The sequence below is a fragment of the Chitinophagales bacterium genome, assembly GCA_040877935.1.
In the GTDB taxonomy this organism is placed as follows: domain Bacteria; phylum Bacteroidota; class Bacteroidia; order Chitinophagales; family CAIOSU01; genus JBBDNB01.
Map to the genome: position 1 here is coordinate 18867 of JBBDNB010000018.1, position 19140 is coordinate 38006.

The following is a 19140-nucleotide window of genomic DNA, read 5'->3' on the forward strand; positions in this document are numbered from 1 at the left end:
TTTTTGGCAATAAAAATATTCCATTTGTATTCCTCCATGCGCAATTTTTCACTCATTTGTTTTTCAATATTCTCATTGAATGTGTTTGCCCAAATTGGAGGGACTGGCACCTACAATTTTATCAACCTACCTGCCACGCCCAGGATTACTGCCACCGGGGGAAACTTAATCACAGTGATGGACGATGATCCTGGACTGGGATTTGTAAATCCCGCACTGCTCAATCCTTCCATGGACAATAAAGTTACTGCCAATTCGGCCATTTACTTTTCCGGTATCAATTTTGGCTATGCAGGATATACCAGGCATTGGGATGATATTGGGACTTTTCAGGGCGGCATTCAATACATTTCCTATGGCCGATTTTCCCAAAGAGATGAAACAGGTGTTGAAAATGGGAGCTTTAGTGCCAGCGAATACAATATCAATGTTGGAGGATCGCGCCAATATGACGAAAAATATTCCTACGGAGCCAATGTGAAAATGCTGATTTCCTCAATGGGTGGCGGATATACCTCTTTGGGAACTGCACTGGACTTAGCTGCTGCTTATAATGATTCATCTAAATATTTCACAGCTACTCTTCTGGTGAAAAATATTGGATTTCAGTTTTTGGCCTACGAAGGCAGTAATCGCGAACCATTGCCATTTGACATTCAATTGGGTTTTTCAAAAAGATTTAAAAAATTGCCTTTCCGCATCAGTGTGGTGTATCACAATTTGCATCGTTTTAATTTGCGCTATGAGAATGATTTGCAAACGGAGCAGCCCTTATTTGGTGAAGAAGAAACGGAGAGCAAAGCCGGAATATTTTTCGACAATTTAATGCGCCATTTCATTGTGGGTGGGGAATTGACCATTGCCAAAGTGGTTCGCATTGGGTTTGGCTACAATCACCAATTGAGGCAAAGCATGTCCTTTGAATCTAAACGTGGGCTTACCGGATTTTCCTTTGGAATAGGCATTAAAATCAAGCAATTTGATTTTGGATTTGCCCGCGGCAGATATCACTTGGCCGGGGCTGTAAACCATTTTAGCGTAGGCATCAATCTCAATAAATTTACCAAAACAAGGGCGGCAAAAAACGGGAATGAATAAAGACATTGTAATTGCAATTGATGGTCACTCCTCCTGTGGTAAAAGCACGATGGCCAAGGCACTGGCAAAAAAACTACACTACCTCTATATCGATTCAGGTGCCATGTATCGCGCAGTAACTTTGTATTGCTTGCAAAATGATATTGACCCCAAAGATGCTCCCGCCATAGAAAAAGCATTGTCCTATATCCACATTGATTTCCGACAGGAAAATGGACAAAACATTACCCATTTGAACGATAAAAATGTAGAGCGGGAAATCCGTACCATGCAAGTTTCTGAAAATGTGAGCGAGGTGAGTAAAATTGGTGCCGTAAGAACCCACTTGGTAAAATTGCAACAGGATTTGGGCCGCAAAAAAGGCATTGTGATGGATGGCAGGGATATTGGTACTGTGGTATTTCCCAGTGCAGAACTGAAAATATTCATGACTGCCAGCCCTGAAATTCGGGCACAGCGCAGATTGGATGAATTACTTGAAAAAGGTGAAAAAACCGATTTTGATACGGTGCTGAAAAACCTTCATAAGCGCGATGAAATTGATTCCAATCGTGAAATTGCCCCATTGCGAAAAGCCGAGGACGCAAAAGTGCTGGACAATAGCAACTTGAACCGCAAACAACAATTGGAAATTGCCCTGGATTGGGCTAAAGCATCTTGATACTTTAATTTGTATTTTTAGCCAGATCGCTCTTAAAAAGCGCTTTCTTTTTCTGTCGAAAAATAGAGATTTTGCAAAACGCAGTATTCCAATTAATTGAGGCCCATCAGCTATTTGAAAAAGAAATAGAACTGCAAAGGAATGAATTCCTAAAAGTGAAAGGCAGTGTTGATACCAATATTTATTTTGTGGAAAGTGGCAGCATGAAAGTCTTTGTACTGAATGATGACGAAGAACAGATCATTCGTTTTGCTTATCGGGGAAATATCATTGTTTCCCTTGATTCCTATATCACGGAAAAACCCTCTGATTTTTATATTCAGGCCATCAAGAAAACGACTGTAAAAGTGATTTCAAAAAACAGCATGATGGAAGTGATTCATCAAAAGCCAGAATATCAAAAACTTTGGATTGAGGTATTGGAAGATTTGATTTTACAGCAAATAGAACGGGAGAAGGATTTGCTCACAACTTCGCCAAAAGAACGCTACAACAGGGTATTGAAGCGCAGCCCCATGCTTTTTCAGGAAATTCCCAATAAGCATATTTCCAATTATTTGCGCATGAGTGCCGAAACCCTTTCGAGATTGAAAAAATCTTGATTTCAATCAATATTTATCTTTCATACATCTGCCATCTTTGTAAATAAAAAGATGCGTATCAAAAGCGAAAAACTTATTGAAGATTTGATAGAAAGAACACGGGCAAACCTCAATGAAGTGGAAAAACTAAAAAACCAGCCCGATGCAGCCTTAAACTGGAAAAGCAAGCCCGAAAGCTGGAGTGTGCTGGAATGCATTCAACATCTAAATCTTTATGCAGACTATTACAATCCTGAAATTTCAAAGCGCATAAATGAAAAGCAGCACCCTTCCGAAGAGAATTATAAAAGCGGCTTATCGGGAAATTACTTTGCCAATATGATGCTGCCCAGGGAAAAGCCCAATAAAATGAAAACTTTCAGGGACAAAAACCCACTCCATAGTAAACTGGATAGATCTGTTTTGGATGCTTTCATTCACAACCAAATCACAATGATTGAACTCCTGAACAAATCTAGAAGCGTGAGTTTGAACAAAACAAAGTGCAATATTTCCATTACAAAATGGCTAAAGCTGAAATTGGGAGATACTTTTCGAGTAGTGATTTACCACAATCAGCGGCATATTTTGCAGGCAAATAAAGCCATCAAGGCTTTTTCAGAAAGACTTTGAGGTCAGCTAACGCTACTTTAACAATAGATTTGTTGTTAAAAACTTTTGACAACAGAATTATTGTCTATTTCTCTTTCACCCTTACGTTCAAAACCCTTTTTGTCCCTGCTCCTATATTAAACCGTTCATCAATACGATGGCCGCAGACCCAAACCAATTTTTCGCCAGAAAAAAGCAATAGGATATTTTCCTTTTCCAGGGCATTCAGCTTTTTGTCCTGAAAGAAATTGCTCACCTTTTTCTTTTTCTTGTTCATTCCCAGCGGATAGAAATAATCGCCTTTTTTCCAGGGCCGGATTACCAGGGGAAAGTGCAGTTTGTCACAATCCAGAAAAGCATAAGCTGATTTATCGTTGATATTGATTTTGGTACGATCTGCCTTTTTAAAGGTAAAATGCACATTGCCCACACTCACCGCCTTTTGATTTTCAGATACGGCTACCAATCCCCTACCCTCATTGGTATTGGCACATAAAATCAAAAACTTGCGGTCTTTCAAAATCCGGTAGGCCTCATTTTTGATTTCCTTGCCAGGCGGGGCATTCAATAGTTTTTCTATTTCAGGCAAATGATTTTCCTTAAAACCATAGGGCGACAGCCACTCATAGAGCAGGGTTTTCCAATAGGTATAAGATTTCAGTTTTAGTATGGACACAAACTGCGCCTCCAATCGATGTTCAATCAATTTTTTCAAAATGCGCTCCAATCCTGTTCTATAAATGGCTTCTGCATCTTGCATTTTAAAAGCAAATGCATTCATTTTCTCAACAAAATCAGGATATTGGTTTTCAAATTTTGCCACAATTTCATGACGGACATAATTGCGCTCGTATTTGGTAGAGGCATTGCTGGCATCTTCCCTATAGTCAATTTTGTTTTTTTCGGCAAATTGCTGCAGTTCCGCTCTGGTGAAACACAGAAATGGCCGTATCAACACCGATTTTTTGGGCAATATTCCCTTGATGCCAGAAATGCCAGTGCCTTTCGCCAGATTCATCAGCAGGGTTTCGGCATTGTCATTCGCATGGTGTGCCGTGGCTATCAAATCACAATTTTGTTCCTTTCGCAATTTCTCAAACCAAGTATAGCGCAATTGTCGAGCTGCCATTTGTATGGACACATTATTTTTATTGGCAAATTTTTCGGTATCAAAATTTTTTACAAATACTTTAAATCCCTTTGCCTTGGCTTTTTTACGCAAAAATGACGCATCCGCATCAGATTCCTTTCCGCGCAATTTAAAATTACAATGTGCGACAATAATCGGCTGTTGTATTTGGAGCATAAATTCCAATAATACCATAGAATCCAATCCGCCACTTACGGCCAACAGGATTTTTTGCCCCTTATTGAACAGCTTTTCGGTTTCCAGAAATTTTCTCCATTTATTCAGCATCGTCTTCAATTAAAGTTAAGGCCTGTTGCAATTCGCCTACTGTGTGCATATCCTTAATGCGCTTGTTCACTTCAATACCTTTTTTATAAGTTTCCACAGCCTGATCATGAGCTCCGGTGCTTTCATAAACCTTAGCGAGGTGATAATAAGCACCCCCGTAATTTTCATCTACTTCAATCAACTTCCTGAAATATTTTTCAGCATTTTGAAAATCCTGCTGTTTAAAATATTCCTGCGCAATGGCAAAGAGCACAAAAGTATCAGTTGGATTTTTCTCAAGAAAGTCAAACAATCGCTTTAGTCGCTGTGTTTCCATTTTAGTGTTTCATTGTTTAAGTTTGCAAAGCAAAATTTAAAAATCGAAAGTATGAAATTATTAGTATGCGTGAGTAAGGTGCCAGACACCACTACAAAAATCAATTTCACCGATAATGATACGAAGTTTAATACAGATGGCGTACAATGGATCATGAATCCAACGGACGAATGGTATGCTTTGGTCAAGGCTATGGAGTTGAAAGAAAAGAATGGCGGTACTGTAACCGTTGTAAATGTTGGTAATGGGGAGAACGATCCAATTATCAGGAAAGCATTGGCCATAGGTGCAGATGATGCAGTGAGAATTGATGCAGAAGAAAAAGACAGTTTTTATGTTGCTGCACAAATTGCTGAATTTGCCAAAGACAAAGGCTATGATTTAATTCTCACTGGAAAGGAAACCATTAATTACAATGGTTTTAATGTAGGTGGAATGCTGGCAGAATTGCTCGATCAGCCATTTGTAACCCTTGCTACTTCGCTTGAGGTAGAAGGTGAGAAAGCCACTCTCACAAGGGAGATTGAAGGCGGAGAGGAAAAACTGGAAGTCAATTTACCTTTTGTAGTCAGTGCCCAAAAAGGAATGGCAGAAGCCAGGATTCCAAATATGCGCGGGATTATGGCTGCTAGGAAAAAGCCACTAGAGGTTATTCCCGCTGCTGACGTGGAAGCATTAACAGAGGTGAAAAGTTACGACAAACCCAAAGGAAGAGGGGAAGTAACACTGATTGATCCTGAAAATGTAGAAGAATTAGTTGATAAATTACATAACGAAGCAAAAGCAATATAAGATATGTCAATATTAGTCTATGCCGAAAGTTTTGAAGGCAAAATAAAAAAACAAGGAAAAGAAGCTGTGGCTTACGCTGCTGCAATGGGTGATGCTACTGCATTGGTATTGGGTACGGCTGATGAGAGTGAACTATCTGCACTTGGCAAACTCGGAGTTTCAAAAGTATTGCATGTAAATGATGAGCGTTTAAATGCCCAAGATTCAAAAGCTTATACCAAAGCAATAGCAGAGGTTGCCAATCAGATAAATGCAGAGGTGATCGTAATGTCATTCAACAGTACGGGAAAAGCTGTTGCACCAAGATTATCCGCCCGTTTAAAAGCAGGATTGGTTTCAGGAGCGAGCGATTTGCCAGATACTTCAGATGGTTTTGTTGTGAAAAAAGGATCTTTCTCAGGAAAGGGATTTGCATTCTACAAAATCACCACTGATAAGAAAATCATTACCATTAATCCCAACTCGTTCCCAGTGAAAGAGGAAGAAGGTTCTGCAAGTGTAGAAGCTGTTTCCGTTGATTTGGCCGATAGCGATTTTGGAATAAAAGTAGTGAGCAGAGATTTGGTGAAAGGCGGTATTCCATTGCCCGAAGCTGAATTGGTGGTATCTGCCGGTAGAGGTTTGAAAGGGCCAGAAAACTGGGGAATGATAGAAGAAATGGCAGAAATTTTAGGTGCTGCCACTGCTTGTTCCAGACCGGTATCTGATGTAGATTGGAGACCTCACCACGAACACGTAGGTCAAACGGGAATCACCATCAGTCCGAATTTATACATAGCTGTTGCCATCTCAGGAGCCATTCAGCATTTGGCCGGGGTAAGCAGTAGTAAAACGATTGTGGTGATCAACAACGATTCGGAAGCTCCATTCTTCAAACATGCCGATTACGGTATTGTGGGAGATGCTTTTGAAGTGGTTCCCAAGTTGAATGAAGCACTGAAAAAGTTTAAGGAATCAAATAACTAAGATTACAGAACTTTAAATATTTTGATTGCTATGCAATCAAGCATAATTGAAAAGCGGCAATGATTATTTGCCGCTTTTTCTTTACTTTGCGCTATGAGTATGGATGATAAAATAGAATTAGAGATAATCAATATTACGCACAGCGTTTCTACATCAAATTCATTTGCGGTTGTACTGGGCGAGCTCAAAGGCGTTAGACGTATGCCCATTGTTATTGGGCCTTTTGAAGCGCAATCCATTGCTGTGGCAATTGAAAAAGTAAAACCCAACCGCCCACTTACCCACGATTTGATTTTTCAGATGTTCAACACTTTTCATGCTGAACTCAATGAAGTCTGGATCAGTGATTTGAAGGGTGGTATTTTTTATGCCCGCCTGCATTGTAGCTTAAATGGAAAAAGCTATGAACTGGACAGCCGCACTTCAGATGCCATTGCGCTGGCCATTCGTTTTGAATGCCCTATTTATACCTACAATCATATTTTAGAACAAGCCGGCATAGTGATGGACGATGATGTGGCTGCAGCCTCTAAAGGCAAACCCGAGGCAGGTGTTGCCAAAGAGGAGAAACAAGAAAAAGGACTTGGAGGAAAAACTTTGGGGCAATTGCAGAAATTGCTGGACAAAACATTGCAAGACGAAGATTATGAGCTGGCTGCCCGCATTCGCGATGAAATTAACAAGCGTGAAAATGATTAATCACAAAATGCTCAGCCATCAATAAAAATTCATGGATATACTCAGAGCTGCTTTTGGCATATTGGTCTTACTCGGGATTGCTTATGCGCTGAGTGCCGATAGAAAAGCCATAAAATGGAAGCTCGTTGCTACAGGAGTAGTTCTTCAGTTTATTTTTGCCATAAGCATATTGTACATTCCCTGGGTAAGAATTGCTTTTCAGTGGATTTCTGAGCGCTTTGTTGATATTTTAAATTTTTCCAAATCAGGTGCCGAATTTTTATTTTCTGGCCTGGTGTCAGACACCGAGACTTTTGGATTTATCTTTGCTTTTCAGGTATTGCCTACCATTGTTTTCTTTTCAGCATTGAGTTCTTTTTTGTATTACCTGGGCATACTTCAGCGCATTGTTTATCTTTTTGCCTGGGTAATGAGCAAAACCATGCAGCTTTCAGGTGCGGAAAGTCTTTCGGCAGCAGGGAATATATTCCTGGGACAAACAGAAGCGCCCTTACTTGTGCGGCCATACCTTGACAAAATGAGCAAATCGGAAATAATGACACTCATGACCGGAGGCATGGCAACCATTGCTGGTGGAGTATTTGCGGCTTATATTGGTTTTCTGGGAGGAAAAGATATAGAGCAACAAAAGCTTTTTGCAGCACATTTACTCTCCGCCTCTATTATGTCTGCTCCTGCGGCTATTGTAGCTGCAAAAATGCTTTTTCCTGAAACAAACCCAGATATCAACAGAAATATCATTATTCCAAAAGAAAAGATCGGGGCGAATTTTCTGGATGCCATATCCATAGGTACTACGGACGGTTTAAAACTAGCTGTTAATGTGGGTGCAATGCTGCTTACTTTTACCGCATTTATGTATATGTTTAACTATATGTTTGAGGAATGGATCGGTGTATGGACCGGGTTGAATGAAGTAATTGCAGAAAAAACCGATGGCCGCTATTCTGGTTTGACTTTACAGTATTTACTCGGCATGATCTTCTCCCCTATGGCCTGGGTACTGGGCGTTGCTTCAGAAGATATGGTACTGGTCGGCCAACTTTTAGGGGAAAAAACAATACTCAATGAATTTTTCGCCTATGCTTCGCTGGGACAATTCAGAGAAAGTGGAATATTGGTCAATGAAAAATCTATAATTATTGCTACTTATGCCTTATGCGGATTTGCCAATTTTGCTTCGATTGGGATTCAAATTGGAGGCATTGGCTCTCTTGCTCCCTCACAGCGAAAAACATTGTCTGAGCTGGGGATTAAATCATTGATTGGTGGCACTATTGCCTGTTTTATGACAGCTTGCATTGCCGGAATGCTGAGTACATTATGAGATATTTATTGACATGTCTTTGCCTTGTTTCATTTGGCCTGCTCAGTGCCCAAACTGAGCCGGAAAATATCAGTCTGTTGATTCAAAATGGCAAATATGAGCAGGCACAAACACAATTGGACAATCTATTAGAAAATAAGAAACACGCAAAAGATCCTTATTATCATTATCTGTACGGAAGGCTACATAAAGGCATATTTGAAAGCAATGGTAAAGCAGACATTGGCAAAAGACTTGAAGCCATTCAAAAAGCATTTGATTATTATCTTAAAGCCTATGAACTTTCAGCGCAAAAAGGCTCAGGAAATAAAGTTTACTTAAACAGCGCGAATCAAATACTTAAAAGAATTATAAGTTTTGCCCGGGAACTACTATCTGAGGACAAGAACAAAGATGCACTTCAATTGATCAGAAATTTATACGAAAACATTATTGGGCACCTGGCTTTTAAGGCAAGTACTATTGCAGATGTAGGGTTGAATTACGCCATTATACTGGAGCAAGAACAAGATAATCAGGCGGCTATTGAAATTTACAGATCGCTACTGAACAAAGCATATTTTTTACCTGAAATATTTCTCAACCTTAGTTATTTGTATCAATCAGAAAACAACTACGAAAAGGCCTTAGAGGTATTGATGGATGGCCGAAAACACTTTCCTCAAAACAAAACCATAAACATTGACATTGTCAATTATGCATTGCTTAGCGATCAAAGTGATGAAATTATCAAGGAACTGAAAACAGACTTAAAAAAAGATTCAAGTAATATTCAATTGGCACTGGCCATTGCCACTTTGTACGATAAACAGGAAATGTATGAAACAGCTAAAGAATACTACCGCTTTGTTTTAAAACTCGATCCTGATTTTCTGGAAATACGCTACAATCTTGGAGTTTTATTATACAATCAGTTTGTAGATTTAAATAAATTCCTGATGAAAGGCGATACAGAACTATCTTTTCAAGATCTAAATGCACAGCGCAATCGACTGATCGAACAATGTAGAAGTGAATTTGAATACCTGAAGGAAAAAGGGTTTAATCTTGAAGAAGTCAATAGCATCCTGGAACAGCTGGAGCAGCTTTAAAACATGACCATTAGCTGGTTTATTGGTTCCATTCCAGCTCTACCAAAAAATCATCAAAAACCTGCCCGACAAAAATACGCTCGCCAATGGGAAGTGCCACAGATACTCCACTGATCACATTGCCATCATTTGAATGCAGCATTTTAATTGCTCCTGTTTTACTGTGAATGGCATAAACCTCAGAAGGGGAAACATTCATAGGGTTGTCCGATGCATGTTTTACAAATTTCTTAAAACTCGGATGAGCTGTTGTGTAAATCCATTCTCCCTGCATATGCAGATTGTCCATGCCTTTTATTCGGGCAAGATTGCCCAGTTTTTCTAAGCGACCATCTTCCAAAATTTGATAATAAAGCAATTGTTTCTTTTGTGTGGTAGAAATCCAGAGGCTGTCGTTTCTATTGCAAATTCCATTGGCATAGGCCAATCTTTTAGCAACTATACTAAATTCATCCTTGCTGTTTTTATAAACAATTTTGCTGCTGCGCACCCTGAATATTTTTTCCATTAAATAGCCAAAATTGATCGTGCTTCTTTTTGAATCATTGGTAAAATAAAAACTTCCATCGGGTCTTGCACTAATATCATTAGGCGAAATAAGCAACTCATCTTCAAATATTTGCACCACTTCCAGGTATTTGTCATAAACCCGGAATTTAATCACCTTATGTCTGTTTGTGCTGTCTTCCGGCTCATGATTGATGACATACAGATAAATCTGCCCATCATTTTCCTTAACGATATCAATGCCGTGTGGTGCCAGGAAAAAAGGCTTTAAATCATTGTGAATGGGCATTGCCTCATTATAACCGCTGAGGGGGTTCATTTGCAGTATGGCTCCTTCTTCCGCTTGTTTTGCCCATCTATTGTTGGAAGATATCAAGACGCGGCTCCTACCTTCATAATTATCATATACAAGATCTTCAGGACCATATGCGGTAGGAATTTTTCTGATAAATTCAGCCAAACCCGATTCCTGTGTGAACCCGGCATAAGAAATTATCAGAAAAAATAAATAGAGCACAATCTGCTTCATAACTTGCGAAAATAGTGATTGTGAAAATTTTTAAGACAAAATATTGATGCTAAACTTTCAGCTTAAGAATAAATAGGCAATATTATCACAGATACCAAGTCCGAAACTATTATTTTCCATTTCAAATGCATAGCTTAATCCTATAGACAAAAACTAATGCTATGGAATTAAGTGCAACCGAAGCCGTAAAGAAAATCAAATCGGGGAATCATCTATTTATTCACACCGCAGCAGCTGCTCCTCAAGAGCTCATTCGAAAATTATCGGAAAGACACAATGAACTGAAAAATGTCAGCATTTATCAATTGCACACCGAAGGAACAGCTCCCTATGCAAGTGAAGAATGTGGAAATGCCTTTCATGTAAAAGCACTGTTTGTAGGCCAAAACACAAGAAATGCTATACAACATGGCCGCGGCAGCTATATTCCCATTTTTTTGAGTGAAGCACCATTGCTCTTCAACAAAAATATTATCCCTGTAGATGTAGCACTAATTACTGTATCGCCCCCGGACAAACATGGATATTGTACACTGGGCACTTCTGTTGACACTTCACTGGCAGCAGAAAAAGCTGCTAAACTGGTAATTGCTCAGGTCAATAAGTATATGCCCAGAACCCATGGCGATAGCATGATTCACATCAGTCATATTGATATAATGGTGTATCACGATGAACCTCTTCCGGAAACAAAAGCAGGAGCGCTCACGGATACTGAAACAGCCATTGGAAAAAATATTGCAGGACTGGTAGAAGATGGTGCTACATTGCAAATGGGTATCGGTGCCATTCCAAATGCTGCGTTAGCGGCTTTGGAAAATCACAAAGACCTGGGCATTCACTCTGAAATGTTTTCTGACGGTATCATTCCCCTGGTAGAAAAAAGTGTTATCAATGGTGCAAACAAGCATAAATTCCCAGGGGCCATTGTAGGCTCTTTTGTGATGGGCAGCCAAAAACTATATGAGTTTATTGATGACAATCCTTTGGTCAAAATGCTTGATTCCAGCTATGTAAACAATACTGATGTAATTCGCAGAAATCCTAAAGTAACAGCCATAAACAGTGCCATAGAAATTGATTTGACAGGACAGGTATGCGCAGATTCTATTGGCAGCAAAATTTATTCAGGGGTGGGCGGACAAATGGATTTTATGCGTGGAGCCTCTCTTTCAGATGGCGGAAAACCAATAATTGCACTCACATCCACCACAAAAAAAGGGGACTCTAAAATTGTACCTACACTTAAAGAAGGTGCCGGTGTAGTTACTACAAGAGCTCATGTGCATTATGTAGTAACGGAATATGGAGTCGCCAATCTTTACGGAAAAACCATCGAAGAGCGCAATAAGGAATTGATAAGAATTGCCCATCCCGATCATCGCGAAGCACTGGAAAAAGCTGCTTATGAAATTTGGGAGTGAGGTTTAATTTTGCTCAGGAGCCTGCATGGCTTTTTTACCAAATATCCAATCGAGCATTTTCACTGATGTACCTTCACCACAGCTCATTCGGATGTAAATAATTGCTGAAGAAATGAAAGTGAGTATTCCAATAAAAACAATGGCGGGAATAATACCCAAAGTATCTGCAATAATACCTGTTAGAATAGCACCAATGGCGTAACCCATATCGCGCCAAAAGCGAAAAATACCAATGCTTTTTGCCCTGTCCTGTGGATGTGTGTTTTCGGCCACAGTTGCCAGAAATGTAGGGTAAACCATTGCTGTGCCCCAGCCTAAAACAGCTGCCAGGGTCACAAAATGAAACATGGAATTGGCCCAAACAAAAAAGATCAGTGCAATGGCCTGAAGCAACATTCCGGAAAAGAGCATGTCTTTCTTGCAGAATTTATCTGCCATTCTTCCGGTAAACAATTGCCCGATACCCCAAACAGCAGGATAAACTGCCGTAACTATTCCTATTTGCTCCAAATTGAAATTTTTACTCGCAAGCAATATTGGAAAAATCCCCCAGGCCATACCGTCATTCAAGTTATTGATTAAGCCTGCCTGTGATACAGATCCCAGGTTTTTATCTTTCCAGGTCGTATCCCAAAATATGTTTTTCAGTTTGATCACTTTATTGGAAACTGTTTCTTTTGCCACATGATGTCGGGTATCTTTTATTAAAAAAATACTGCCCAGCAAACCCAAAATAACCAAAGCGATACCAATGTAAAAGGGATATGGGCGAATACCGTATTCACCTGCAATATACCCCGTAAGAAATGCCACTATGGCCACAGAAAGATAACCGGCAAACTCATTGAGCCCCATCGCAAAGCCGCGCTGCTTATCTCCCACCAGGTCAATTTTCATGACAACCGTACTGCTCCACGCCAAGCCCTGATTGATTCCCAACAGTACATTTGCAGCAATTATCCAGTTCCAGCTTTGAGCATACATTAAAATCAAGGGGACAGGAATTGCTATTATCCAACCAAGTACCAACAGGTTTTTTCTGCCAAATCTATTGGCCAATGCTCCTGCATAATAATTGGAAAGGGCTTTTACTACACCAAAAACCACAATAAAAGAAAGAATGGCTGTTTTGGCTGCAATGGCAAATTCCTGTTCTGCAATTTGTGGTAAAATAGAACGCTCTAAGCCTACCATTCCACCTACAAAACCATTGATAATGACCAGCAGGCTAAATTGCTTCCAGTTTTCTTTCAGTCCTAATCTTATATTGTCCATTTAAAGGGAGTATGAAGTAATTATTTAAGGAAATCTTTTACCACAATATATTCTTGTTTGTATCTCATCCGTATGCTTTGCCTCAACAATCTGTACTTGAAATTAAAATTCGTTGTCTGCCATCAAAATTGGCATTTGCAAAATATTTGAAGTCATAGGCCCTTGATATTTCCTGATAAATGAGCCAACTGATTTCTGCGAAAATAGTGTTTGTGAAACTTTTTAAGGCAGAATATTGATGTAAAAAAGCCCCTCCAAATTGGAGAGGCTCTGTAATTGAATGTGTATTTCAATGAAAAGAACTTATTTCTTATCGTTCTTATCGTCATCATTCACTTCTTCGTACTCTACATCCTGCACGCCTTCATCATCAGTTTTTTCCTGGCCTTCAGCAGAGGTCTCACCTTCAGCTCCGCCTTGTGCAGCACCTTCTTGCTGCTGTGCATTGTAGATATCCTGAGAAGCAGCAGACCATGCTGTGTTCATCGCTTCTACAGCTTGATCTATTTTCTCAAGATCCTGGCTTTGCTGTGCTTCTTTCAGGTTTTTCAAGGCTTCTTCAATCGGCCCTTTCTTCTCTTCTGGTATTTTGTCTCCATAATCTTTCAACTGCTTTTCAGTCTGGAAGACGAGAGAATCGGCCTGATTGATTTTCTCAACCTTTTCGCGTTCTTTCTTATCGGTTTCCTCATTGGCCTTGGCCTCATCGCGCATTTTCTCGATTTCTTCTTTAGAAAGACCGGTATTGGCTTCGATACGAATACTTTGTTCTTTGCCAGTTCCTTTATCTTTCGCAGATACGCTTAGAATACCATTTGAATCGACATCAAAAGTCACTTCAACCTGTGGTACTCCTCTTGGAGCAGGCGGTATTCCATCTAAGTGAAAGCGTCCAATTGAGCGATTGTCTTTGGCCATAGCACGTTCTCCCTGAAGCACATGTATTTCTACCGAAGGCTGATTGTCAGCAGCGGTAGTAAATACCTGTGATTCTTTTTTAGGAATAGTGGCATTGGCTTCAATTAATTTGGTATAAACACCGCCCATGGTTTCAATACCAAGAGAAAGTGGTGTTACATCTACAAGCACAATATCATCATCGATATCTCCACTCATAATTCCACCTTGAATAGCGGCACCTATAGCAACAACCTCATCTGGATTCACACCTTTAGAAGGTTTTTTGCCAAAGAATTTCTCTACAGTTTCCTGAATTTTAGGAATACGGGTAGAACCACCTACAAGTACTACTTCATCAATATCTGAAGCAGAAAGCCCTGCATCTTTTAGAGCATCTTTACAAGGAGCAAAAGTCCTTTCAATCAGTTTATCTGCCAATTGTTCAAATTTAGCACGGCTCAGTTTTTTAACAAGGTGTTTTGGTACCCCATCAATAGCTGTTACATATGGCAGGTTGATCTCTGTCTCATTAGTACCTGAAAGCTCTATCTTGGCTTTTTCAGCAGCTTCTTTCAATCGCTGCAATGCCATTGGGTCTTTTTTCAGGTCAACATTCTCGTCTTTTTTGAATTCTGCAGCCAACCAGTCTATAATCACCTGGTCGAAATCGTCACCACCAAGATGCGTATCACCTTTGGTAGATTTTACTTCAAATACACCATCACCGAGTTCCAGGATAGAGATATCAAATGTACCACCACCCAGGTCATAAACAGCAATTTTCATTTCGCGGTCTTTTTTATCCAGACCATATGAAAGTGCTGCGGCAGTTGGCTCATTGATGATTCTCTTTACAGTTAAACCTGCAATTTCACCGGCTTCTTTAGTAGCCTGACGCTGTGAATCATTAAAATAAGCCGGAACAGTAATTACTGCTTCAGTAACTTCTTGCCCAAGATAGTCCTCTGCTACTTTTTTCATTTTTTGCAATGTCATAGCAGAAATCTCCTGAGGGGTGTATTTACGTCCGTCAATATCAATTCGAACGGTATTGTTCTCTCCTTTCAGGACTTTGTAAGAAACAGTATCTGCTTCATTGGTGATTTCATCAAAACGCCTTCCCATAAATCTTTTTACAGATTGTATGGTTTTGGCAGGATTTGTAATCGCCTGGCGCTTGGCAGAATCACCTATTTTGCGCTCACCATTATCTAAAAAAGCAACTACCGATGGCGTTGTTCTTCTTCCTTCTTCATTTTGAATCACTACTGGTTCATTACCTTCCATTACAGCAACGCAAGAGTTGGTAGTCCCCAAGTCAATTCCAATTATTTTACCCATTAGTCAAAAGTTTTTAAAATTTTCAAAATAATACACTTTTCACTTGTCAATGAATGTGCCAATACGCTTTAATTGGCAAAAGCTTGAAATATTGGCATAAATAAAGAAATCAGGATGCGTTCATGTCGCAATGAAATGACAAAAAGGCAGATTAATTGCAGGCGCCTTCAAAATTGAGATTGCGGGTAAACTGTCCGCATGAAAGGCTATCGAGGCTGCTTTGGCTAAGCATTATGCCATTTCTAACCACCGAGGCTTTACTACTGAACAGGCCAATGCCATTTTCTATATTGGTATATTCAGGTTTGGCATTTAGTTGGGTAATGTCATTAGCCAATGTATTATTGACCAGAATATATCGGTAAAGTTCTTCTTCACCGGCATTAATTCTAATATCAAATGGGGTGTTGGTCGCTGCTCTATTTACTGATGCATCTTCAGAAATAAGACCTGACAGCCTTGAAAAAAAGGCATCTCCTTCTAAATTATAGGCCATTGATTCGCCACCATTGGTTGTGTTTGAGGTCAGGCCGATAGCTGTTGTATAGCGCACAGTTTTTTCAACAGCATCGCTTTTGTTTTCGTTAATACCCCACTCCAAATAATTAAAGCCGATTTGCACATCATAAGTTTTACCATATCGTGGACTATTCCATGAAATTTCCAGTCCTCTTGAATTGGTATAAAACGGGATTTTAAACTGATCAATAAAACTCGGAGGGTAAGTAATGCTGTATGGCCCCAGCACCGGTGTAGAGGATTTAATAATTTTTCCTGAATTGGGATTTTCAATATACAGGTCGTAGTTGTTTCCTTTCTTTACTTCTCGCCTATATGCATAAAGTATATTCGGGCTGCTGGCAAATACACCTTCTGGTTTTTCAATAGGCGGATTCAAAGTATCGCCAACCACTCTTCTCAGTTCAGTGGTGACATTGCTTTCTCGCTCTGTGATCCGTACAATCAAATTGGCTGGATAATAAATAGAATCGGGGTTTTGCGCTTGTTCCAGCGCATTGGTTTCCGGATCGAGAAAGCCCTTCATCACTCGGATATATTGCGTGGTATTGGCTGTGTCAAATACGCCATATACTACTGTAACTTCTTCATATTCGGCAGTGAGGTCCAACTCATTTGAGCATGAGCTGATGAATAATCCGGCCAGGAGCAATAATAGTACAGTTAGAGACTTCATTACTTGCAAAAGTAAGTTTTTTCAGACTGTTGGTACATTCTTTTATAAACAGTATTCTGTAGATTGTTTAAATTCAAGTCGACTTAAAACAGCAGGACAAATGCTCAGTTACTTAAATAGATAGACCGAAGCCACCACAAACTGGTGATCATCGGATGACTGGGCATGCTGTACAGGCTGGCTTTTCGGCAAATGTGCTCCAAATTGGAGTTTTGATTTTTTATAAGCCCAAATTCTAATGCTCCAATGTTTCAAACGTTAGTCTTTTCGTCTTTCAGATTTGTTTTGGGTTTCGTTTTTCGGATGATACAAAACCCAAGGTTTATCACCGATTTACCTTTCGAATTAAGAAATTTATACATCCTGCTCACGAAAATAAAAATACCAAACACTAAAAAGGCAAGTCAAATTTGCTGACTTGCCTTTAACGAATAAATAAATTCCTAAAAAAATCACATAAACTCAGCCCTGGCCTTTTCCCAGGAATTGCGCAGGGATTCGCGCGCTTCTTCAAAGCCTTTTTTCAGTTCCCCGGTAGAGCGTTCTGATTTTTCAGACAGGTCATCAAAACGCTTTTGGAGTTCTTTCTTGCGTTTTTGAAGTTCTTCTATACGTTGATTGATTTTTTCTCTCTGCTCTGCATTGGCCTGATCAGCTTTTGCGCGTAATTTATCAATATCATCAAACAATTGGTTAATTGTTTTGTGTGCTTTGTCACGAAATTCTTTTAAATCGCTCATTTTTTTAAGTGTTTTAAGGTTAATCAATATTTATTTCGTCCGATTTTAATACCACCTGATTATCCGGCTGTGTTGCCATTGGGTTATTTTCAGCGGTAATTATAATTTGATTGGGCTTATAGACAGACGAAGCTTTCAATTTTCCTTTAAGCTTGTCATCTAATTTCAATTGACCGAGATTGAAACTGCCATAATCACCTTGATTCCAGACTATGTATGTTTTCCTGCCCGGTGTGAGATTTTGCGGCTTAGCAAGATTTTTAACTTTCAAATCAATGGTGTAGTTGCCATTTTTATCGCGGTCTATTTTCATCTCGACTTCAGCAGCTGGGACATGTGTTGATTTTTGAAAATTAACCTGCTGTGCACATGAGGCAAAGCATAGCATTAAAATAAGGATATAGAGTAAAGGTATAGATAAGAGTGTTTTCATAGTCCTCCTATATTAGGGAAAATAATGCTAAAATCCAAAAACATGGATCATAGAGAAACATGAGTTTTGCCTTAGCATTACTTTAAAAGCCTACTCCTCTACTTATTATACCTTCGGCTTTTTTACTTTCACCATATATATGGGTGTAAAAATGCCCTGCTCCCCTCCTGCTACTAGTCCATCTGCCGCTACCAATAAGATTTTCTGCGCTTTGCTCACGCCTTTTTTTACGAAGTTCAGTTTTTCGAGTGTTCTAAGCATATAGTGCACTATTGTTCTACTGGCTTTGGTATGCCTGATCTGGGACAAAGACCAACCACTTTGTAAGGTGCTGTACCAGGGCACATTATTTCCGTAATTGACTTTTAGAAGGTCAATATTTTCTATTTGCTCAAATCCTGCTGCTTCGATAGCCTTGTCAATCTCCGCTATGGTTTTCAATTCAGCAATGCCATTCCCGTATTCTATCATTTCCTTGATCTTTATGTGCTCCGGGTTTGAAGGATTGAATTGATCTGTCATAGCCCATTCATAAAAACAGGCCATTCCTCCCGGTTTTAATTTGCTCAGAGCTTGTTTGTAAACCGCAATAAGATTTGGTGCATGACAAAGCGCTTCAATGGCATAAATTTTATCAAAGCTATTATCGGGAAAGGGAATCTCCATAAAATCGCCCTGCACCACTTGCAGTAAATGATCAATTCCCGACTCGCGGTTAAGGGTTTTAGCCCGTTCTACCTGGTGTACATTGATGGTCAGGCCGGTAATATACGCACCTGAAACCCGGGCGATATTCCTTGCAGGCCCCATAATGCCACAGCCCAGATCCAGTACTTTATCACTACTGCAAAGCCCCAATTGCGATGCAAGAAAATGTTCGTGCCGTAAAATACTCGATTTGAAATCCTCTCCCTTGTATCTGGGTGCAAAATGAAAGGACTGCCCCCAGCCTTTTTCATAGAAATTAGTGACCAGCGTGTAGTAATTGTCCGTTAAATGCTGTGCTTTTTTAGTTCGCTTTTGATAATCGCGTTCTTCAAAATCCTTATTGTAATCACTTACTTTTTCCTGTTGGGTAGTTTCCATTGATTTAGTTTTTTGCTAAACATAAAAAAGGGGCTGATTAATCGTGTACAGTTGATTAAAAAACTAAGATTTGAGGTTCTGTCAAAAAACTTCTGAGGTTCAAATAAAACAAAAAGCAGGCAAAACCCTATCGTTCGCCTGCTTTCTTTC

The 19140-nt window shown here is 39.7% G+C and carries 19 protein-coding genes; 10 read left to right on the forward strand and 9 right to left on the reverse strand.

Annotated features, from left to right (window positions below; genetic code table 11):
- Nucleotides 1-3: 3 nt before the first annotated feature.
- The 4 genes from porQ to WD048_04015 all read left to right on the forward strand — a co-directional run bounded on the left by porQ (nucleotide 4) and on the right by WD048_04015 (nucleotide 2973).
- Entirely contained in the window at nucleotides 4-1098 is a 1095-nt protein-coding gene (porQ, locus tag WD048_04000; protein MEX0811356.1) for a type IX secretion system protein PorQ, read from the forward strand.
- Complete coding sequence (gene cmk / locus WD048_04005; GenBank protein ID MEX0811357.1) at nucleotides 1091-1759, forward strand: (d)CMP kinase; 669 nt, start codon at nucleotides 1091-1093, stop codon at nucleotides 1757-1759. The genes porQ and cmk overlap by 8 nt, the downstream gene beginning before the upstream one ends.
- Before the next feature lie 71 nt (nucleotides 1760-1830).
- The gene (locus WD048_04010; GenBank protein ID MEX0811358.1) at nucleotides 1831-2361 is read left to right on the forward strand and encodes a Crp/Fnr family transcriptional regulator; all 531 of its coding nucleotides are present in this window, start codon (nucleotides 1831-1833) and stop codon (nucleotides 2359-2361) included.
- A gap of 51 nt (nucleotides 2362-2412) precedes the next feature.
- Nucleotides 2413-2973: a DinB family protein gene (locus WD048_04015; protein ID MEX0811359.1), complete on the forward strand. Its 561-nt coding sequence runs from the start codon at nucleotides 2413-2415 to the stop codon at nucleotides 2971-2973.
- A 64-nt stretch (nucleotides 2974-3037) separates the two neighbouring features.
- Here the strand turns inward: WD048_04015 and tilS are convergent, their stop codons facing one another.
- Both tilS and WD048_04025 read right to left on the reverse strand, forming a co-directional pair.
- Nucleotides 3038-4369 carry a tRNA lysidine(34) synthetase TilS gene (gene tilS, locus WD048_04020; protein ID MEX0811360.1) on the reverse strand — a complete coding sequence of 444 codons (1332 nt, stop codon included), beginning with the start codon at nucleotides 4367-4369 and terminating at the stop codon, nucleotides 3038-3040.
- A complete protein-coding gene (locus tag WD048_04025) occupies nucleotides 4359-4685 on the reverse strand; it encodes a tetratricopeptide repeat protein (GenBank protein ID MEX0811361.1) in 327 nt (108 codons plus the stop codon). The genes tilS and WD048_04025 overlap by 11 nt, the downstream gene beginning before the upstream one ends.
- Before the next feature lie 51 nt (nucleotides 4686-4736).
- Here WD048_04025 and WD048_04030 point away from each other — a divergent pair, with 51 nt between their 5' ends.
- The 5 genes from WD048_04030 to WD048_04050 all read left to right on the forward strand — a co-directional run bounded on the left by WD048_04030 (nucleotide 4737) and on the right by WD048_04050 (nucleotide 9560).
- Complete coding sequence (locus tag WD048_04030; protein MEX0811362.1) at nucleotides 4737-5477, forward strand: electron transfer flavoprotein subunit beta/FixA family protein; 741 nt, start codon at nucleotides 4737-4739, stop codon at nucleotides 5475-5477.
- A gap of 3 nt (nucleotides 5478-5480) precedes the next feature.
- Nucleotides 5481-6443, forward strand: a complete 963-nt coding sequence (locus WD048_04035) for an electron transfer flavoprotein subunit alpha/FixB family protein (protein ID MEX0811363.1) — start codon at nucleotides 5481-5483, stop codon at nucleotides 6441-6443.
- Between the two features lie 99 nt (nucleotides 6444-6542).
- A complete protein-coding gene (locus tag WD048_04040; protein ID MEX0811364.1) occupies nucleotides 6543-7142 on the forward strand; it encodes a bifunctional nuclease family protein in 600 nt (199 codons plus the stop codon).
- A 31-nt stretch (nucleotides 7143-7173) separates the two neighbouring features.
- Nucleotides 7174-8469 (forward strand): nucleoside transporter C-terminal domain-containing protein, encoded by a 1296-nt coding sequence (locus tag WD048_04045; GenBank protein ID MEX0811365.1) that lies wholly within the window; start codon nucleotides 7174-7176, stop codon nucleotides 8467-8469.
- Nucleotides 8466-9560, forward strand: a complete 1095-nt coding sequence (locus tag WD048_04050; protein MEX0811366.1) for a tetratricopeptide repeat protein — start codon at nucleotides 8466-8468, stop codon at nucleotides 9558-9560. The genes WD048_04045 and WD048_04050 overlap by 4 nt, the downstream gene beginning before the upstream one ends.
- 19 nt (nucleotides 9561-9579) lie before the next feature.
- On the opposite strand, the gene WD048_04055 is transcribed toward WD048_04050, so the two are convergent.
- Nucleotides 9580-10596: a hypothetical protein gene (locus tag WD048_04055; protein MEX0811367.1), complete on the reverse strand. Its 1017-nt coding sequence runs from the start codon at nucleotides 10594-10596 to the stop codon at nucleotides 9580-9582.
- A gap of 161 nt (nucleotides 10597-10757) precedes the next feature.
- Between WD048_04055 and WD048_04060 the strand changes: the two genes are divergently transcribed.
- Nucleotides 10758-12020 carry an acetyl-CoA hydrolase/transferase C-terminal domain-containing protein gene (locus WD048_04060; protein MEX0811368.1) on the forward strand — a complete coding sequence of 421 codons (1263 nt, stop codon included), beginning with the start codon at nucleotides 10758-10760 and terminating at the stop codon, nucleotides 12018-12020.
- Nucleotides 12021-12023: 3 nt separating this feature from the next.
- On the opposite strand, the gene WD048_04065 is transcribed toward WD048_04060, so the two are convergent.
- The 6 genes from WD048_04065 to WD048_04090 form a co-directional block, all read right to left on the reverse strand.
- Nucleotides 12024-13295 carry an MFS transporter gene (locus tag WD048_04065; GenBank protein MEX0811369.1) on the reverse strand — a complete coding sequence of 424 codons (1272 nt, stop codon included), beginning with the start codon at nucleotides 13293-13295 and terminating at the stop codon, nucleotides 12024-12026.
- A gap of 303 nt (nucleotides 13296-13598) precedes the next feature.
- The gene (dnaK, locus tag WD048_04070) at nucleotides 13599-15536 is read right to left on the reverse strand and encodes a molecular chaperone DnaK (protein ID MEX0811370.1); all 1938 of its coding nucleotides are present in this window, start codon (nucleotides 15534-15536) and stop codon (nucleotides 13599-13601) included.
- Between the two features lie 151 nt (nucleotides 15537-15687).
- Nucleotides 15688-16731, reverse strand: a complete 1044-nt coding sequence (locus WD048_04075; protein MEX0811371.1) for a DUF4249 family protein — start codon at nucleotides 16729-16731, stop codon at nucleotides 15688-15690.
- 452 nt (nucleotides 16732-17183) lie between these two features.
- The gene (locus WD048_04080) at nucleotides 17184-17471 is read right to left on the reverse strand and encodes a hypothetical protein (protein MEX0811372.1); all 288 of its coding nucleotides are present in this window, start codon (nucleotides 17469-17471) and stop codon (nucleotides 17184-17186) included.
- Between the two features lie 19 nt (nucleotides 17472-17490).
- The gene (locus WD048_04085) at nucleotides 17491-17904 is read right to left on the reverse strand and encodes a hypothetical protein (protein ID MEX0811373.1); all 414 of its coding nucleotides are present in this window, start codon (nucleotides 17902-17904) and stop codon (nucleotides 17491-17493) included.
- A 105-nt stretch (nucleotides 17905-18009) separates the two neighbouring features.
- Nucleotides 18010-18990, reverse strand: a complete 981-nt coding sequence (locus WD048_04090) for a methyltransferase domain-containing protein (GenBank protein ID MEX0811374.1) — start codon at nucleotides 18988-18990, stop codon at nucleotides 18010-18012.
- Nucleotides 18991-19140 lie beyond the last annotated feature (150 nt).